Source organism: Sulfitobacter profundi, from assembly GCF_042661425.1.
GTDB lineage: Bacteria > Pseudomonadota > Alphaproteobacteria > Rhodobacterales > Rhodobacteraceae > Sulfitobacter > Sulfitobacter profundi.
Map to the genome: position 1 here is coordinate 2849376 of NZ_JBHSWA010000001.1, position 14306 is coordinate 2863681.

Sequence of the window (14306 nt, forward strand, 5' to 3'; positions counted from 1 at the left end):
GATAAGGAGGTACTGATGATGACTTACACTGCCCTGAAATCTATCGCCCTCAGATCGCAGGCCACATTGCTGCAAGATGCAGCAGGGGCCGCCGCTTTGATCGTGATGCTGGTCGTCGGGTTGCATCTGCCCGCCTTTATCTGAGTTCTGCCAAAGGCTCTCATGCCGCTTTGTCTGCTGCATCCGTCCCAATTTGATGCACCGACTTGCCTGTCCGCGTCGGCCTCTGGCAAAGCGGGTCCCAACATGAGGAACGCCGACTGACGCCGCCATCCTTCGCAGGATGTGCGGCGTTTTTTTTGTTGAATATTGGGGGAGGTGGGCTGCGGCAGGCTGCGCTTAACGCTCGCCAGCTTCCGCCGGGGCTTCGGCCTGTTGCATCGCCTCTGTCAGCGCCTCGATGCTCAGCATGATGGAGGCATGGCGGTTTTTATAGGCCGAGGCAGGGGTTAGCACTTCGAAACCGTCAAAGGGGGCGTCCGGCACCGGCCCTTCGCCCTTGAGCATGGCGCGCAGTTGATCGCGGGCAGTGGTGATCTGCGTGAGCGAGGCACCGGGCGCGGCACCGCCCACAACGGCCGCAGCCGCTTGCCCCAAGGCGCAGGCTTTCACGTCCTGTTTCATCTCGGCCAGACGGCCTTCCTCTACGCGCACATCAACCGTCACGGTCGAGCCGCACAGCGGCGAGCGGCGCTTCACGCTGGCCTGCGGGGCCTCCATCCGGCCCAGATGCGGGATCTCTGCGGTAAGCGCCAAGATACGCGCGGAGTAGAGCTTGATGAGGTCCGTCTCATCCGACATGGGCTGTTCCTTTTCGTACTGAAACCCTACATAAGCGCCGCAGAGACAGATGCAAATATTTCCACGAGGTGCCCGATGACTTTCGATCCTGCAAGCCTTCAGTTCAACGAGGCGGGCCTGATCCCCGCCATCGCGCAGGACGTGGAGACACATGAGGTGCTGATGCTGGCCTGGATGAGCGCAGAGAGCATCGCGCGCAGCCTTGAGACGGGCAAGGTCACCTATTGGAGCCGCTCGCGGCAGGCGTTCTGGGTAAAGGGCGAAACCAGTGGCCATGTGCAGAAACTGGTTGAGATGCGGATCGATTGCGACCGCGATTGCCTGTTGGTGCTCGTGGACCAGAGCGGTCCCGCCTGTCACACTGGGCGCCGCAGTTGCTTTTACACCGGGATTCAGGATGATGAAGAAGTCGAACTGATGAATCCGGTGGATTAAGGCCGCGCGCTAAAGCCTTACCATATAACGAATATCTCCGGGCGTCATTCCATTCTCACGGTATAGCGCGATGGCGCGGGCGTCATCGCGTTTGGCGAGCCGTTTGCCGCCGTCATCCCGGATCAGCCGGTGATGGTGATAATGCGGCGTTGGCAGGTCGAGCAAAGCCTGCAGCACAGCATGGATATAGGTCGCCGCAAAAAGGTCGGCCCCGCGCGGGACCAGCGTGATCCCCTGCGCGGCATCGTCGAGTACGACGGAAAGGTGGTAGGACGTGCCCATGTCGCGCCGGGCCAAGACCACATCACCGACCGTGGCGATAAGCTGATCCGGGGAGAAGGTGATCGCGCCGGTTTCAACATTCGGGCCATAGCCGTTTTCAGTGAAGCTTAGCGCGCGATTGCCCAAAGAAGCCAAAGCTTTACGCATATCAAGCCGCAGCGCGCCGGAGGCTTTTGGATGGCCTGCGTCACGGCAGGTGCCGGGGTAAATCAGGCCGTCGGGGCCATAGACGGGCTCTGCGCCCTCCTGCGGGGCGCTGGTGGCGGCGGCGATGTCGCGACGGTTGCAGGTGCAGGCATAGAGCAAGCCGCGCGCCCAGAGGTCATCAAGGGCACTGCGGTAGGCCGCCATTCTGTCGGATTGGCGCATCACAGGCTGCGGCCAGTCAATACCAAGCCATGCGAGGTCTTCGTAGATCTGCGCCTCCCACTTGGGTCGCGCGCGGGATTGGTCGATATCTTCGATACGCAGCAGGAACTTTCCCCCGCTGCTTTGGCCAGATCATGAGCCAAGAGTGCCGAATAGGCGTGGCCAAGGTGCAGCGGACCGGTCGGGGATGGGGCAAATCTGGTGGTAAGTGTCAATTCTTTTCAATCAGATAGACGGTAGACTTCAAGTCGATGCCGGGCAGGTGTGGGCCTTCCTCTGCAAAGAGCAGGATCGCCGCGCCGCAGTCGGTCCACTCATGGATCATGCCCAGGGCGCCGCGATCTTCGAGCGCCTTTTCGTTGAGCGAAAACAGAAGTTTACCGCCCTTTTCTAATGCATGCATCAACGTGTCGAACAATCTGATCGGCGCGGCTCCGGGGCCGATCACGCCGATGGCGCTGATCGCTTCATAGCTGCCGGGCGCGAAGGGGAGAGGGGCATCAACTTCGAGCTCTAACAAATTGCGGTATATATCTTTTTTCGAGCCACTGCCAGCATGGCGGCAGAGACATCGCCGCCGTCAATGGTGGTGAAGCCCGCTTGTTTTAGGGCCGCGCCAGACAGCCCTGTGCCACAGCCGATATCGAAGATCGGTGCGTCTTTGTTGTCCAGAAATTCAGCGAGCGTGGCAGCGGCGCGGTCGGGCGTGGCATAGCCCTGCGCTTTGATATCCTCGTCGTAGCTGCCCGCCCATTCGTCATAAAGGCTACGGATCACCTGCGTGTCCCGCGCCGCGTAGGCTTTGTCGAAATAATGTTTTGTCATTCCCCTAGGATATGGGGGATGGGCAGGAGGATCCAGTGTTAACCCGGGGCGGGTTAACCTTGATCAAGCCATGCCTGCCAATCTGCCTTGGCACGGTCGGTATAGGCTTTGTAGCGATCCTTGCGGCCGCGACGGCCCGATTTAAGCCCTTCGACAGGCGGAAACAGGCCGAAGTTCACGTTCATCGGCTGAAAGGTTTTCGCATCCGCCCCGCCGGTGATGTGGGTGATCAGCGCGCCCATGGCGGTGCTGTCGGGCGGGGTTGGCAGGCTGCCGCCCTTGATCTCAGCGGCGGCCATGCGACCTGCGAGCAAGCCCATCGCGGCGCTTTCGACATAGCCTTCGACGCCAGTGATCTGCCCGGCAAAGCGGATATTGTCGCGGCTGCGCAGGCGCATTTGATCGTCAAGCAACGTGGGCGAGTTGATGAACGAGTTGCGGTGAATGCCGCCGAGACGTGCAAAGCGCGCGTTCTCAAGCCCCGGAATTCGTTTGAAAACATCTGTTTGCGCGCCGTACTTCATTTTGGTTTGAAAGCCGACGATATTGTAAAGCGTGCCCAGCTTGTTGTCGCGGCGCAGCTGGACAACGGCATGGGCCTTGATCTCGGGCTGGTGCGGGTTGGTCAGGCCAACCGGTTTCATCGGGCCATGGCGCAGGGTTTCGCGGCCCCGTTCTGCCATGACTTCGATGGGCAGGCAGCCATCGAAATAGCCCGCCGTTTCGCCTTCGCGGAACTCGGTTTTGTCGGCCTCCAGCAACGCGTCGATGAAATCATCGTATTGCTGCTTGTCCATGGGGCAGTTGAGGTAGGCGGTACGCTCTTCCTCGGTTTCGCCCTTGTCATAGCGCGACTGCATCCAGGCTTTCGACATGTCGATACTGTCGAAATAGACGATGGGCGCGATGGCGTCGAAAAAGGCGAGCGCCTCGGCCCCGGTTTCGGCGGCGATGGCTTCGGCCAATGCGCCGGAGGTCAGCGGGCCAGTAGCGATGATCCATTTGCCGTCTTTTGGCAGCTCAGAAATCTCGCCGTATTCGACGGTGATATTGGGGTGTGCGAGCAGCGTGTCGGTGACGGTCTGCGCGAAGGGGTCGCGGTCTACTGCCAGTGCGCCGCCAGCGGGCAGGCGGTTTTTGTCGGCGCAGGCCATGATGAGGCCGTCGGCGGCGCGCATTTCCCAATGCAGCAGGCCCACGGCGTTTTGCTCGTCATCATCCGAGCGGAAGGAGTTGGAGCAGACCATCTCGCCCAACAGCCCGGTCTGATGGGCAAAGGTTTCGACCTTGGGGCGCATCTCGTGGATCACGACTTCCACGCCCGCGTTCGCCGCTTGCCAAGCAGCCTCTGATCCGGCCATGCCGCCGCCGATGATGTGCAATGTATCTGTCATGGGGGCGATGTAGGGCAGGGCGGGTTCGCGCGCAACAGGCAAGAGCGGGGGCGGGCTGATGCGCGCTGAAATATCGCGGTACGCGCGCTTGGCCGGGCATGGTTTTGGGGTCGCCGCTGCGGGAATGGTCGGTCAGTGAGAGGCTGACCCGGAGGGACCTTCCGCCGTCGGCGACCCAAAATCATTAGGGTTTCTGTACCCTAATATAACAGTGCCCCGATTTTGCCAGATTTGCCAGCCCCTGCGTGGCAACACTGTTGCGCAAATTTGGAAACAATCACTGCTGCCAGTCGGGCGCGCGCTTTTCCAAGAAGGCGTCGATGCCTTCGCGGGTGTCAGCCTCAAGCATATTGCGCACCATGATGTCGCCGGTGAAGTCGTAGGCTTGGTCGGTGGGCAGGTGCATCTGTTGGTAGAATGCGCCTTTGCCGTGGGCGACGGCGGTGCCGAGTTTGGCGGCGATCTTTTCGGCTAGGGCGTTGGTCTCAGTAGCCAGCTGGTCGCCCGGCACGGCGCGGTTGATCAGGCCCAGTTCTGCAGCGCGGGGGCTGAGATGAATTCCCCGGTGGTCAGCATCTCAAACGCCTGTTTGCGCGGGATGCTGCGGGTCAGGGCGACCATGGGGGTTGAACAGAAAAGGCCGATGTTCACGCCGTTGACGCCAAAGCGGGTGTCCTCGGCGGCGATGGCCATGTCGCAGGTGGCGACAAGCTGGCAGCCAGCGGCGGTGGCGATGCCGTGGACTTGGGCGATGACGGGCTGCGGCAGGCTTTGAATGCGGGCCATGAGGGTGGCGCAGCGGTCGAAGAGGTCTTTGAAGGCGGCGGCTCCGCCGTCTTCGGCTTGGCGCATGGCGGTCATCTGGCGCAGGTCGTGCCCCGCGCAAAAGGCTTTGCCCGCGCCCGATAGGATAATGACACGGGTTTGCCGATCTTCGGCCAAGGCGTCGAGTTTGCTGTGCAGGGCGGCCAGCATTTCGTCCGACAGTGCGTTCAGCCGCTCGGGTGCGTTCATGCGCAGGTGGGTCACCGGCCCTTGTGCCGTAACGTCAAGAATTGTCACCTTGCCCTCCCAAGCTGGTCGCGCCAACGTTACGCCGAGGAAAGCAGGGAGGACAAGTATGGCCGTGGTGATGGATGCAGAGGCGTTGGAAGCCTTTATGCGGGAGGTGTTTGATCAGGTGGCGGATGATTTCGCCGTGGATCACGTGGCCGAGAATGAGATCACCATGCGTCTGTTGACCAGCCGCCGCCATCTGCGGCCCGGAGGGACGGTGTCGGGCCCGTCGATGTTCGCGCTGGCGGATGTGGCGGCCTATCTCGCGACGCTTGCGATGATCGGGCCAAAGGCGCTGGCGGTGACGACGAATTGCTCGATCGATTTCATGCGCAAGCCGCTGGCGGATGTGCCGCTGGTCGCCCATGCCAAGCTGCTCAAACTGGGGCGGCAGTTGTCGGTAACGGATGTACTGATCTATTCGGAGGGGTCGGATAAGCCGGTGGCGCGGGCGAGCCTGACCTATGCGATTCCGCCTGCGTCGATGGGGTGAGGAAGGGCCAGCGCCTGACCGTGGGCTGGCGACTGTGACGGCGATCCGTGCCACTTTATGGGGCAGTCGTGATGTGCTTTTTCGAAGATGCGCCCAGCTTCACCAAATCGCCCGCCCGCCGGGACGGGCAGGCGATGGCCCGGCGCCTGCGGCTTGATTCCGGGCTGGGCGTCTGCGCGAGACTACGAAAAAGGGCCGGGAAAACCCGGCCCAAGGAAGAGGTCTGGCGGACGCCACAGGGAAGTTACGCCTGCCAGAACACGCGGGAAGCCTCGGCTGAGGCTTGTTCCGGTGTAAGTCCCGCATCATCAAGCTCCCACGGCTCAAGCGCAGCAAGCGCGATCCGGGTGCGTCGGCGGGCCGCCCATGTGGTCACGACCGCCGCAAAGCGCAGCGCGATCATCGCAGGGACCGGCAGGGCGCGGTATGTCATCAATGTCATTGCATCGGCGCTGATAGGGCGAGCCTGTGTCATGGGAGAACTCCTTGAATTTGTATTGGCGAAATTGTATTGACACAAAGTGTAGAAAGCCTACAGGTACAAGGGTACAAAGCGCGATACAATTTGACCACAGGAATATTGTAATGGGTACAATTTGGCAGCCAACCCTCGCCGAAGGGCAGGGACCGAAGTACAAACTCGTCGCCCTCACGATCCGCGAGGGGGTCACATCCGGTGCACTGGCCGTGGGGGACAAGCTGCCGCCTGTGCGCGAGCTGGCGTGGCAGTTGGGGATCACCCCCGGCACCGTGGCGCGGGCCTATACCATTCTTACGGACGAAGGTTTGCTGGAGGCCGAGGTCGGTCGGGGCACCTTTGTTGCCCCGCCGCAGGCCGCCATTCGCGAAGATGTCTGGAATCGCGAACAAGATAGCTGGATCAAAGAGTTGGAGATCTCCGATACCGATGCGGTCAGCCTTTTTAGCCCGCGCTTACCAGACATGGGGCAGGTGGCCCTGATCCGCAGCGCCCTGCGGCAGGTGGCGGATGTGCCGGGCGAAGAGCTGATGAATTATCCCACCCGCGATGCCTATGCCCCGGTGCGTCAAGCGGTGGTCGACTGGCTGTCGCATCTGGCCCTCGGGCCGCTGAGCGAGCGCGACGTTGTGCTGTCACACGGCGGGCAAAGTGCGATTGTATTGGTACTTCAGGCCATCCTGTCGGGGCCAAAGCCGGTGATGCTGGTCGAAGACCTCTCCTACGCCGGGTTCCGCCGGGCTGCGGAGGTGCTGCGCGCCGAAGTGGTTGGCGTGGCGATGGACAAAGACGGCGTGTTGCCCGAGGCGTTGGACAAGGCCGCGCGCGACAGTGGGGCGCAGGTGTTTTGCACCACACCTGAAGTGCACAATCCAACCGGCAGCCACACAAGCCTCGAACGGCGGCGCGCGCTGCTGGAGGTCGCCAAGCGGCACGGGTTAGAGATTCTGGAGGATGATTGCTACCGTATGGGCTCTGCCCGCGCGCCGAGCTACCGCTCGCTCTGGCCGGAACATGTCTGGCATGTCTCTTCGATCTCGAAAGAGTTGACGCCCGCGCTGCGTGTCGGCTTTGCGCTGGCGCCGGCGGGGCGCTCGGCAGACCTGCGGCGGGTGGCGGAATACGGGTACTTCGGCCTTGCCCGCCCCTTGGCCGAGGCGACGCGGATTCTGCTCACCGATCCGCGGCTGAAGGGCATTTGCACAGATATCCGCGAGAGGCTGGCGGAATATGTAGAGGTCGCGGTCAACCATCTGGGCGGGCATGAATTGCAATGGTCGCGTGACGTGCCTTTCTTATGGCTGCACTTGCCGCCGGGTTGGCGCGCAGCGGGGTTTTGCCGCGCGGCAGAGGCGCAGGGCGTGCAGATCCGTTCCGCCGATGAATTCGCCCTGCGCGATGGCCGCGCGCCCCATGCGGTGCGCATCGCGGTGAACGCCCATGTCTCTCTGCGCTCTTTTGAGGCGGCGATGCAGCGCCTGCGCTGTCTCTTGGACAATCCGCCAGAGCAGATCAGCGTGTAGAAATTTGGGGTATTATTATACCTAAATCATAAGTAACTGATTTTTCTTACGTAATCCGCGATTGCTGCGCTTGACCCGGCGATGCAGGTGGTTATAACCCCTCCATCAGACACCGGGCGGGGATTCCTCGTTCCGACCAACCTTAAACGGGAATTCATCCATGAAAACCTTTTCTGCGACACCGGCAGATATCGACAAGAAATGGATCATCATCGACGCCGAAGGCGTCGTGCTGGGCCGTCTCGCTTCGATCATCGCCACGCGCCTGCGCGGCAAGCACAAGCCGTCCTTCACACCGCATATGGATTGCGGCGACAACGTGATCGTCATCAACGCCGACAAGGTGCAGATGACCGGCAAGAAGCGCGAAGAGCACTTCTACTGGCACACCGGCCACCCCGGTGGCATCAAGTCGCGCACCAAGGCACAGATCCTTGAGGGCGCGCATCCTGAGCGTGTGGTGACACAAGCCGTCAAGCGTATGCTGCCCGGAAACCGCCTGAGCCGCCAGATCATGACCAACCTGCGCGTCTATGCAGGTAGCGATCACCCCCATGAGGCGCAGAGCCCCGAAGTTCTGGATGTTAAATCCTTGAACAAGAAAAACACGCGGAGTGCATGAGCATGGCTGACGAAATCAAATCCCTCGACGGTCTCGAAGCAGCCGTGACCGAGAACATCGGCGGCGTGCAGGGCACCGAAACCGAAATGACCCCGCGTGAGCCTGTTCGTGACGAACTGGGCCGCGCCTATGCCACCGGCAAACGTAAAGACGCGGTCGCCCGCGTTTGGATCAAGCCCGGCTCCGGCAAGGTCATCGTCAACGGCAAGCCGCAGAACGAATACTTTGCGCGCCCCGTGCAGCAGCTGATCCTGGCACAGCCTTTCGGCATCACCAACACCGAAGGCCAGTTCGACGTGTTCGCAACGGTCAAAGGCGGCGGTCTGTCCGGTCAAGCGGGCGCGGTCAAGCACGGCATCTCCAAGGCGCTGCAGCTTTATGATCCCTCCCTGCGCGGTGCGCTGAAAGCGGCAGGCTTCCTGACCCGTGACAGCCGCGTCGTCGAGCGGAAGAAATACGGTAAGGCCAAAGCGCGCCGGAGCTTCCAGTTCTCCAAGCGTTAAGCTTACCGATCAGATTTGCGAAAGGGCTGCCCTCCGGGGTGGCCCTTTTTCGTTTGTGGGATGGCATGTGTGGCTGTTGGTCATGAAAAAGGCCGCTGCGGTTTCCCGCAACGGCCTCTGATCTAGGATCCGTGATCCCGAGACGGCTTAGCCGCCGATTTCGTAGCTCACGGTGAAGCCCAACACGCCGTCGCCATCGTTGGTGTCTTCGTAAAGCGCTTCAAAGCTGATGCCATCGCCAAAGTCGTAAACGGCGCCGGCTTCGGCATAGATGTTGTCGTCACGGTCGCTGTTGCCGATGAGGCCAACGGCGGTCCAACGCTCGGACAGGGGCGCTTCGAACGCGACTTCCTGATCGCTTTCGCCATTGTCGGGGTCGATGATCACGGCGAATGCGCCGGAGGCGTCACGACCGATGGGGAAGCCAAGCGTCGCGGTGATCTCTTCGCTGTGGTCTTCGGAATCGTTCAGCCAAATATAGCCATAGGTCAGATCCCAGCTGAGACCCTGACCGAAGTCCGCACCATAGCCGAGGTTTGCTTCGAACTCGACGTCATCTGTCGGGTCTTGGTAGAGCGATGTTGCGCTGAGGCCGGTGTGGAAGCCGCCGTAGGTCAGCTCGACAAAGCCTTCGACTTCGTTTTCGAGGTGATCGAAATCATCCGACGTGTTGAAACGTGTGGCGGCAGAGACGCCTGCGGTCCAGCCAATCATGGAGGTCATGGCGCGGTCTTCGATCACCGGGTCGAAACCGGTGGTGATGTTGTCCTGCGCATAGGCGGCGGAAGAGAGCAGCCCGGCGGTAAGGCCGAACCCGATAAGGTGTTTGATATTCATGGCATTTGCCTAGTGTTGGACCATGGCTTGTCTGCGACTGGCGAAGTCTGGTTGTGAAGGTCTTTCGGATATGCCCGACATGGGGGGCGGCAAGGCCCGTTTGCGCATATCTGGCATGCGTTAGAACATAACATTGTGAACGACGGAAATTTCGCCCAAGTCGTTGGTTTTTCTCAGCCCCCGTGGTTCCGGGCGGGGCGGCGCCTGCCTATATCAAGCGCAACACAGGAGACAGTCATGCAGTATTCAGTTCTAGACCTTGCCCCGGTGCCCGAAGGGTCAGACACCGCCACCGCCATCGCCAATTCCGTCGCGTTGGCCCAATTGGCCGAAGCCAAGGGCTATCACCGCTTCTGGATGGCTGAGCATCATAACATGCCGGGCATCGCCTCGGCGGCGACATCGGTTTTGCTGGGGCATGTGGCGGATCACACGCAGCATATTCGCGTTGGGGCGGGCGGGGTGATGCTGCCCAACCACGCGCCTTTGGCGATTGCCGAGCAGTTTGGGACCTTGGCGGCGATCCATGGCGACCGGATTGATCTGGGACTGGGCCGTGCGCCGGGCGGCGATCAGGCGGTGATGCGTGCCATGCGGCGCGGCATGAGTGGCGGCGATCATTTCCCCGATGATGTGGCCGAGTTGATGGCCTATCTGGGCGACGCCGATCCGCGCTCGCCCGTCCGTGCGCATCCGGGTGAGGGGACGCATGTGCCGATCTGGATCCTCGGCTCCTCGCTATACGGTGCGCAACTGGCGGCGCATTTTGGGCTGCCTTATGCCTTTGCCTCTCACTTTGCGCCCGATGCGTTGGAGGAGGCCACGGCCATCTACCGTCGTGATTTCAAACCGTCCGAAGCCTGCCCCGCGCCGCGCTTCATGCTGGCGGTCAACGTATTCGCTGCCGACACGGATGAAGAGGGGGCCTATCTGCGCACCACCATGCAGCAGGCATTCGCCCGTCTGCGCACTGGCCGCCCCGGCAAGCTGCCAGCGCCGGTGCGCGACATTGATGCCGAGATTGGCGCAGGGATGCGGCAGGGGGTGGATCATGCGCTGCGGGTGTCTGCCGTGGGCAGCCCAGAGACGGTCAAGCGGCAGCTTGAGGCGCTGATCGCACAGCACCGCCCGGATGAGTTGATCCTGACCGGGCAAATCCACGATCACGCCGCGCGGTTGCGCTCGTTTGAGATTGCGGCGGATGTCTTGCAAAACATGAGGGTGGCGGCCTAAGGGCCGCTAAACCTTACTCGTCGGGGCTGACCAATCCCAGCCCGCGCAGGTAAATCCCGATCCCGGTTTCCAGCAGGTCATCTGCTGGGAAGGGCGACGCGCGACCGGGGGAGTTGCGGGCGAAAAGTTCGACCACGCCGTGGCTCATCGCCCAGATATGGGCCGAGAACATCGAAGCTGGGGGGCGTTTGTCTGCCGGGATATGCTGGCTGAGGTCGGATGCTGCGCGCTCCAGCACGCCATTGGCGCGGTTGGCGGCATGGGCCAGTTCCGGGGTGCGGTTCACCGAGATGCCGGATTCGAACATGGCGATGTAATGGCCGGGGTATTTGCGCGCGAATGCCAGATAGGCGCGGCCCGTGGCCTCGAAGGCTTTGAGGGCTGAGGGCTGGCCGGATTCGTAAGCGAATTCCATCAATTCGGCAAAGATATCATAGCCTTGATGCGCGGCCTCGGCGATCAGGTCTTCGCGGCCTTCGAAGTGGCGATAGACCGCAGCCGGGGTGACGCCTGCGCGTTTGGCGGCTTCGGATAGCGTGAAGCCCGTGGGGCCGCGCTGCTCGATCAACTCAAGTGCCGCGTCAATCAGGGCTTGGCGCAGGTTGCCGTGATGGTAGCCGCGCTTAGGCATCCCAGATTTCCGGTCCGCCGCAGATTTCATCGTCCGCCTTGCCGATCGCCTTGGCGTCTTTCTGGGGGTAGTCGAAACGGTGCAGCAGGTGGCGCATCGCGGCCAGACGGGCGCGGCGTTTGTCGTCGGAGCGGATTACCGTCCACGGGGTTTCTGGGGTATGGCTGCGCGACAGGGTCTCTTCGATGGCGGTTGAGTATTGCTCCCATTTCGAGAGGCCTTTCACGTCAATCGGGCTGAGTTTCCACTGTTTCAACGGATCGGATTCGCGCGACAACATGCGGCGCAACTGCTCGGCCCGGCCCACGTTGAGCCAGAATTTGATTAAGTGAATGCCATCTTCGACGAGCATCTGCTCAAACGGGGTGACTTGTTCGAAGAAATGCGCCCGTTGCGCGGGGGTGCAAAAGTCGAAAACCTTTTCCACCACCCCGCGATTGTACCAAGAGCGGTCATAAAACACCATCTCGCCCGCGGTGGGCAAGTGTTTGATATAGCGTTGAAAATACCATTCGCCCTGTTCCGTCTCAGTGGGTTTCGACAGGGCGACGACACGGGCGGAACGGGGGCTTAGGTTCTCGCGCATACGGCGGATCGTGCCGCCTTTTCCGGCGGCGTCGCGGCCCTCAAACACCATGACGACGCGCTGGCCCGTTTCGCGCACCCAAGATTGCAATTTGACCATTTCGATCTGCAACCGCTCATAGTCGCGCTCATAGGTTTTGCGCGACAGACGCTCGTCATGCGGATAGCTGGGCGAAAGGATATCGTCCTTGTCGGAGCGGCGGATCGCTTGGCGAATGTCCTCGGGGGCGTCATTCTCGTAAAAGGCGCTGATTGCGCCGTCAAAGGGCAGGTCCATGGGCGCTCCTTGCGGGTTGTTCTTGTTTCAATATGGGATGTTAAGGTGATTAACGCAAACCCGCACGGGCGGCGGCGCGGTCGATGGCATCCACGACCGCCTGCGGCGCGGTGTGTTGGGGCATATGGCCCATGCCGGGCAGCCGGGTCAGGGCCCCGTTGGGGATGTCTTTGATCAATTCCTCGGCGTGGATATGCATTGGCACAATGGTATCGGCATCGCCATGAATGATCTCAACCGGCATGGTCAGACGGTCATATTGTGCGGCCATTTCAACCACATGGGGGCGAAGCTGGTGCACCTGCTGGGCGTTGGCGCGGCTGGCGCTGCGGCGTAGGGTCAACCCGGTGCCGATATGTTCGGCATAGCCCTCGGGCGCGGGCTGCGGGGCAAAGATCGCCTCAACACTGCTTTGCACCACGCCTTCGGGGACGAAAGCGGTGACGGCGGGGATAAAAAGCGCACCGCCAAGCCGCGAGGCGCTGACGTTGTAAATCCAGCCCAGCCCACCGGGCCATGGCTCTGACACCGCAGAGACAAGCACCAGCGCGGCGGTGTCTTTGGGCCGCTGCACCCCCAGGCCAGCGCCACGGCCCCGCCAAAGGAGTGGCCCAACACGATGGGGTTTTCGACGCCAAGCTGGTCGGCAGCCTTTTGCAGCAGCGCGGCCTGTTCTTGGGGCGATTCCCCCAGCGGGTTCCACGCGCCACGCGCGCCGGGGAGGCGGGCGGTATAGCCCATGCCGGGGCGGTCGAACATAATGACGCGGTAGCGATCGCTCAGCCGTTCCGCGAACCCCATGGTGAAATCACGCAGGTTGCCGCTGGCCCCATGGATCAGCACCAGATCAGGCCCGCTGCCGATAACCTTGGCATGGACCGGCAGGCCATCCACCGTGATGATCTCGCCCTCGGGCGGGTGGCTGGCCTCGGCCCGCGCCTCATGTCGTGCGGCGCGCCATTGGACAAGCGCCACCAGCAGCGCCAGCCCGAGAAGGAGGGAGAGCAACAGTTTAATGGCCAATCTCATTCATATCGAAGGGGGTGGTTTGGTATATCTCGTTGATCCAATTGCCGTAAAGCAGATGCGCGTGGCTGCGCCAGCGGTTCACCGGGGTGCGCGATGGGTCATCCTCGGGGTAGTAGTTGCAGGGCACGTTGATCGGCACGCCATTCTCAACGTCGCGGTCATACTCTTGTTTCAGCGTGTCGCGGTCGTATTCGAAATGGTTAAAGACATAGAGCGCGCGGTGCGCGGGGTCTTCGATCAGGCAGGGGCCGACTTCATCGCTACCCAAAAGCGTGGTGAGGCCCGCGTGCGTGTTCACTTCGTCTTGGCGCATCTCGGTCCAGCGAGAGACGGGCACGGTGCAATCATCCGAGAACCCGCGCAGATACGGCGAGGCGGGCGCGAGGTTGCGGTGGCGGAAACAGCCGAAGGCTTTCTCGGGCAGGATGTGTTTCTTAACCCCATGGAAATGGTTGATCATCGCCATGCCCCCCAGCAGACGCCAAAGGTGGAGTGGATGTTGGTCTGGGTCCATTCCATCACTTCGCCCAACTCGTCCCAATAGGTCACCTCGTTAAACTCAAGATGCTCAATCGGTGCGCCGGTGATGATCAGCCCGTCGAATTTCTCGGCCTTCATTTCCTCGAAGGGGCGGTAGAAGCTTTCCATATGCTCTGCTGCCGTATTGCGGGCTTGGTGGTCGGACATGCGGATGAGGCTGAGTTCAATCTGAAGAGGCGTTGCGCCGATCAGACGGGCGAACTGGTTCTCCGTTTGGATTTTCTTGGGCATCAGGTTCAGCAGGGCGATGCGAAGCGGGCGAATGTCCTGTCGGGACGCCAGTTCCTCGTCCAGCACCATGACCCCTTCGTTGCGCAGAACGTCGAAGGCGGGCAGGCGGGAGGGGATCTTGATGGGCATGAGACAGGTCTTTCAGGGGTAGCCAGAGCAGTC

17 protein-coding genes and 3 pseudogenes are annotated in these 14306 nt (G+C 61.5%); 7 read left to right on the plus strand and 13 right to left on the minus strand.

Annotation, left to right across the window (positions count from 1 at the left end; genetic code table 11):
- Nucleotides 1–15: 15 nt before the first annotated feature.
- The gene (locus tag ACFQAU_RS14820) at nt 16–144 is read left to right on the plus strand and encodes a hypothetical protein (RefSeq protein ID WP_259944545.1); all 129 of its coding nucleotides are present in this window, start codon (nt 16–18) and stop codon (nt 142–144) included.
- Nucleotides 145–339: 195 nt separating this feature from the next.
- On the opposite strand, the gene ACFQAU_RS14825 is transcribed toward ACFQAU_RS14820, so the two are convergent.
- Nucleotides 340–801, minus strand: a complete 462-nt coding sequence (locus ACFQAU_RS14825) for an iron-sulfur cluster assembly scaffold protein (protein WP_132443293.1) — start codon at nt 799–801, stop codon at nt 340–342.
- A 75-nt stretch (nt 802–876) separates the two neighbouring features.
- Between ACFQAU_RS14825 and hisI the strand changes: the two genes are divergently transcribed.
- Nucleotides 877–1236 (plus strand): phosphoribosyl-AMP cyclohydrolase, encoded by a 360-nt coding sequence (gene hisI / locus ACFQAU_RS14830; RefSeq protein WP_132443294.1) that lies wholly within the window; start codon nt 877–879, stop codon nt 1234–1236.
- Between the two features lie 9 nt (nt 1237–1245).
- Here the strand turns inward: hisI and gluQRS are convergent.
- The 5 genes and pseudogenes from gluQRS to ACFQAU_RS14855 form a co-directional block, all read right to left on the minus strand.
- Nucleotides 1246–2102 (minus strand): annotated as a pseudogene (gluQRS, locus tag ACFQAU_RS14835) (tRNA glutamyl-Q(34) synthetase GluQRS).
- Nucleotides 2099–2407, minus strand: a complete 309-nt coding sequence (locus ACFQAU_RS14840; RefSeq protein ID WP_386283166.1) for a class I SAM-dependent methyltransferase — start codon at nt 2405–2407, stop codon at nt 2099–2101. The pseudogene gluQRS and the gene ACFQAU_RS14840 overlap by 4 nt, the downstream one beginning before the upstream one ends.
- Nucleotides 2401–2712, minus strand: coding sequence for a class I SAM-dependent DNA methyltransferase (locus tag ACFQAU_RS14845; RefSeq protein WP_386283170.1), 312 nt, complete (start codon nt 2710–2712; stop codon nt 2401–2403). Before ACFQAU_RS14845 ends, ACFQAU_RS14840 begins: the two co-directional genes overlap by 7 nt.
- A gap of 53 nt (nt 2713–2765) precedes the next feature.
- Entirely contained in the window at nt 2766–4106 is a 1341-nt protein-coding gene (trmFO, locus tag ACFQAU_RS14850; protein ID WP_120352216.1) for a methylenetetrahydrofolate--tRNA-(uracil(54)-C(5))-methyltransferase (FADH(2)-oxidizing) TrmFO, read from the minus strand.
- Between the two features lie 277 nt (nt 4107–4383).
- Nucleotides 4384–5120 (minus strand): annotated as a pseudogene (locus ACFQAU_RS14855) (enoyl-CoA hydratase).
- Between the two features lie 106 nt (nt 5121–5226).
- Between ACFQAU_RS14855 and ACFQAU_RS14860 the strand changes: the two are divergent.
- Nucleotides 5227–5655 carry a PaaI family thioesterase gene (locus ACFQAU_RS14860; protein ID WP_067629887.1) on the plus strand — a complete coding sequence of 143 codons (429 nt, stop codon included), beginning with the start codon at nt 5227–5229 and terminating at the stop codon, nt 5653–5655.
- A gap of 244 nt (nt 5656–5899) precedes the next feature.
- Here ACFQAU_RS14860 and ACFQAU_RS14865 read toward each other — a convergent pair whose 3' ends face one another.
- Entirely contained in the window at nt 5900–6130 is a 231-nt protein-coding gene (locus tag ACFQAU_RS14865) for a DUF1127 domain-containing protein (protein ID WP_120351198.1), read from the minus strand.
- A 110-nt stretch (nt 6131–6240) separates the two neighbouring features.
- Here ACFQAU_RS14865 and ACFQAU_RS14870 point away from each other — a divergent pair, with 110 nt between their 5' ends.
- The 3 genes from ACFQAU_RS14870 to rpsI all read left to right on the plus strand — a co-directional run bounded on the left by ACFQAU_RS14870 (nt 6241) and on the right by rpsI (nt 8781).
- Nucleotides 6241–7656: an aminotransferase-like domain-containing protein gene (locus ACFQAU_RS14870; RefSeq protein ID WP_132443297.1), complete on the plus strand. Its 1416-nt coding sequence runs from the start codon at nt 6241–6243 to the stop codon at nt 7654–7656.
- 160 nt (nt 7657–7816) lie between these two features.
- Nucleotides 7817–8278, plus strand: a complete 462-nt coding sequence (gene rplM, locus ACFQAU_RS14875; RefSeq protein WP_067629878.1) for a 50S ribosomal protein L13 — start codon at nt 7817–7819, stop codon at nt 8276–8278.
- Between the two features lie 2 nt (nt 8279–8280).
- Nucleotides 8281–8781 carry a 30S ribosomal protein S9 gene (gene rpsI / locus ACFQAU_RS14880; protein ID WP_067629875.1) on the plus strand — a complete coding sequence of 167 codons (501 nt, stop codon included), beginning with the start codon at nt 8281–8283 and terminating at the stop codon, nt 8779–8781.
- Nucleotides 8782–8928: 147 nt separating this feature from the next.
- Here the strand turns inward: rpsI and ACFQAU_RS14885 are convergent, their stop codons facing one another.
- The gene (locus ACFQAU_RS14885) at nt 8929–9618 is read right to left on the minus strand and encodes a hypothetical protein (RefSeq protein ID WP_132443298.1); all 690 of its coding nucleotides are present in this window, start codon (nt 9616–9618) and stop codon (nt 8929–8931) included.
- A 237-nt stretch (nt 9619–9855) separates the two neighbouring features.
- Here ACFQAU_RS14885 and ACFQAU_RS14890 point away from each other — a divergent pair, with 237 nt between their 5' ends.
- Nucleotides 9856–10851, plus strand: a complete 996-nt coding sequence (locus ACFQAU_RS14890; RefSeq protein ID WP_132443299.1) for an LLM class flavin-dependent oxidoreductase — start codon at nt 9856–9858, stop codon at nt 10849–10851.
- Nucleotides 10852–10864: 13 nt separating this feature from the next.
- Here the strand turns inward: ACFQAU_RS14890 and ACFQAU_RS14895 are convergent, their stop codons facing one another.
- The 5 genes and pseudogenes from ACFQAU_RS14895 to metA form a co-directional block, all read right to left on the minus strand.
- Complete coding sequence (locus ACFQAU_RS14895; RefSeq protein WP_067629863.1) at nt 10865–11482, minus strand: TetR/AcrR family transcriptional regulator; 618 nt, start codon at nt 11480–11482, stop codon at nt 10865–10867.
- Nucleotides 11475–12344 (minus strand): polyphosphate kinase 2, encoded by an 870-nt coding sequence (ppk2, locus tag ACFQAU_RS14900; RefSeq protein WP_132443300.1) that lies wholly within the window; start codon nt 12342–12344, stop codon nt 11475–11477. Before ppk2 ends, ACFQAU_RS14895 begins: the two co-directional genes overlap by 8 nt.
- A 49-nt stretch (nt 12345–12393) precedes the next feature.
- Nucleotides 12394–12762 carry an alpha/beta fold hydrolase gene (locus ACFQAU_RS14905; protein ID WP_386283186.1) on the minus strand — a complete coding sequence of 123 codons (369 nt, stop codon included), beginning with the start codon at nt 12760–12762 and terminating at the stop codon, nt 12394–12396.
- On the minus strand, nt 12684–13367 hold the full coding sequence (locus ACFQAU_RS14910; RefSeq protein ID WP_386283190.1) for an alpha/beta fold hydrolase: 684 nt from the start codon (nt 13365–13367) through the stop codon (nt 12684–12686). The genes ACFQAU_RS14905 and ACFQAU_RS14910 overlap by 79 nt, the downstream gene beginning before the upstream one ends.
- Nucleotides 13357–14273 (minus strand): annotated as a pseudogene (gene metA / locus ACFQAU_RS14915) (homoserine O-acetyltransferase MetA). The gene ACFQAU_RS14910 and the pseudogene metA overlap by 11 nt, the downstream one beginning before the upstream one ends.
- Nucleotides 14274–14306: the final 33 nt, after the last annotated feature.

Bases quoted from the DNA above. Each gene is read 5' to 3' on its own strand.
- rpsI (WP_067629875.1), top strand. From the start codon at position 8,281: ATGGCTGACGAAATCAAATCCCTCGACGGTCTCGAAGCAGCCGTGACC.
- ACFQAU_RS14895 (WP_067629863.1), bottom strand. From the start codon at position 11,482: ATGCCTAAGCGCGGCTACCATCACGGCAACCTGCGCCAAGCCCTGATT.
- ACFQAU_RS14845 (WP_386283170.1), bottom strand. From the start codon at position 2,712: ATGACAAAACATTATTTCGACAAAGCCTACGCGGCGCGGGACACGCAG.
- ACFQAU_RS14825 (WP_132443293.1), bottom strand. From the start codon at position 801: ATGTCGGATGAGACGGACCTCATCAAGCTCTACTCCGCGCGTATCTTG.
- ACFQAU_RS14860 (WP_067629887.1), top strand. From the start codon at position 5,227: ATGGCCGTGGTGATGGATGCAGAGGCGTTGGAAGCCTTTATGCGGGAG.
- ACFQAU_RS14870 (WP_132443297.1), top strand. From the start codon at position 6,241: ATGGGTACAATTTGGCAGCCAACCCTCGCCGAAGGGCAGGGACCGAAG.
- ACFQAU_RS14820 (WP_259944545.1), top strand. From the start codon at position 16: ATGATGACTTACACTGCCCTGAAATCTATCGCCCTCAGATCGCAGGCC.
- ppk2 (WP_132443300.1), bottom strand. From the start codon at position 12,344: ATGGACCTGCCCTTTGACGGCGCAATCAGCGCCTTTTACGAGAATGAC.
- rplM (WP_067629878.1), top strand. From the start codon at position 7,817: ATGAAAACCTTTTCTGCGACACCGGCAGATATCGACAAGAAATGGATC.
- ACFQAU_RS14865 (WP_120351198.1), bottom strand. From the start codon at position 6,130: ATGACACAGGCTCGCCCTATCAGCGCCGATGCAATGACATTGATGACA.
- hisI (WP_132443294.1), top strand. From the start codon at position 877: ATGACTTTCGATCCTGCAAGCCTTCAGTTCAACGAGGCGGGCCTGATC.
- trmFO (WP_120352216.1), bottom strand. From the start codon at position 4,106: ATGACAGATACATTGCACATCATCGGCGGCGGCATGGCCGGATCAGAG.
- ACFQAU_RS14885 (WP_132443298.1), bottom strand. From the start codon at position 9,618: ATGAATATCAAACACCTTATCGGGTTCGGCCTTACCGCCGGGCTGCTC.
- ACFQAU_RS14890 (WP_132443299.1), top strand. From the start codon at position 9,856: ATGCAGTATTCAGTTCTAGACCTTGCCCCGGTGCCCGAAGGGTCAGAC.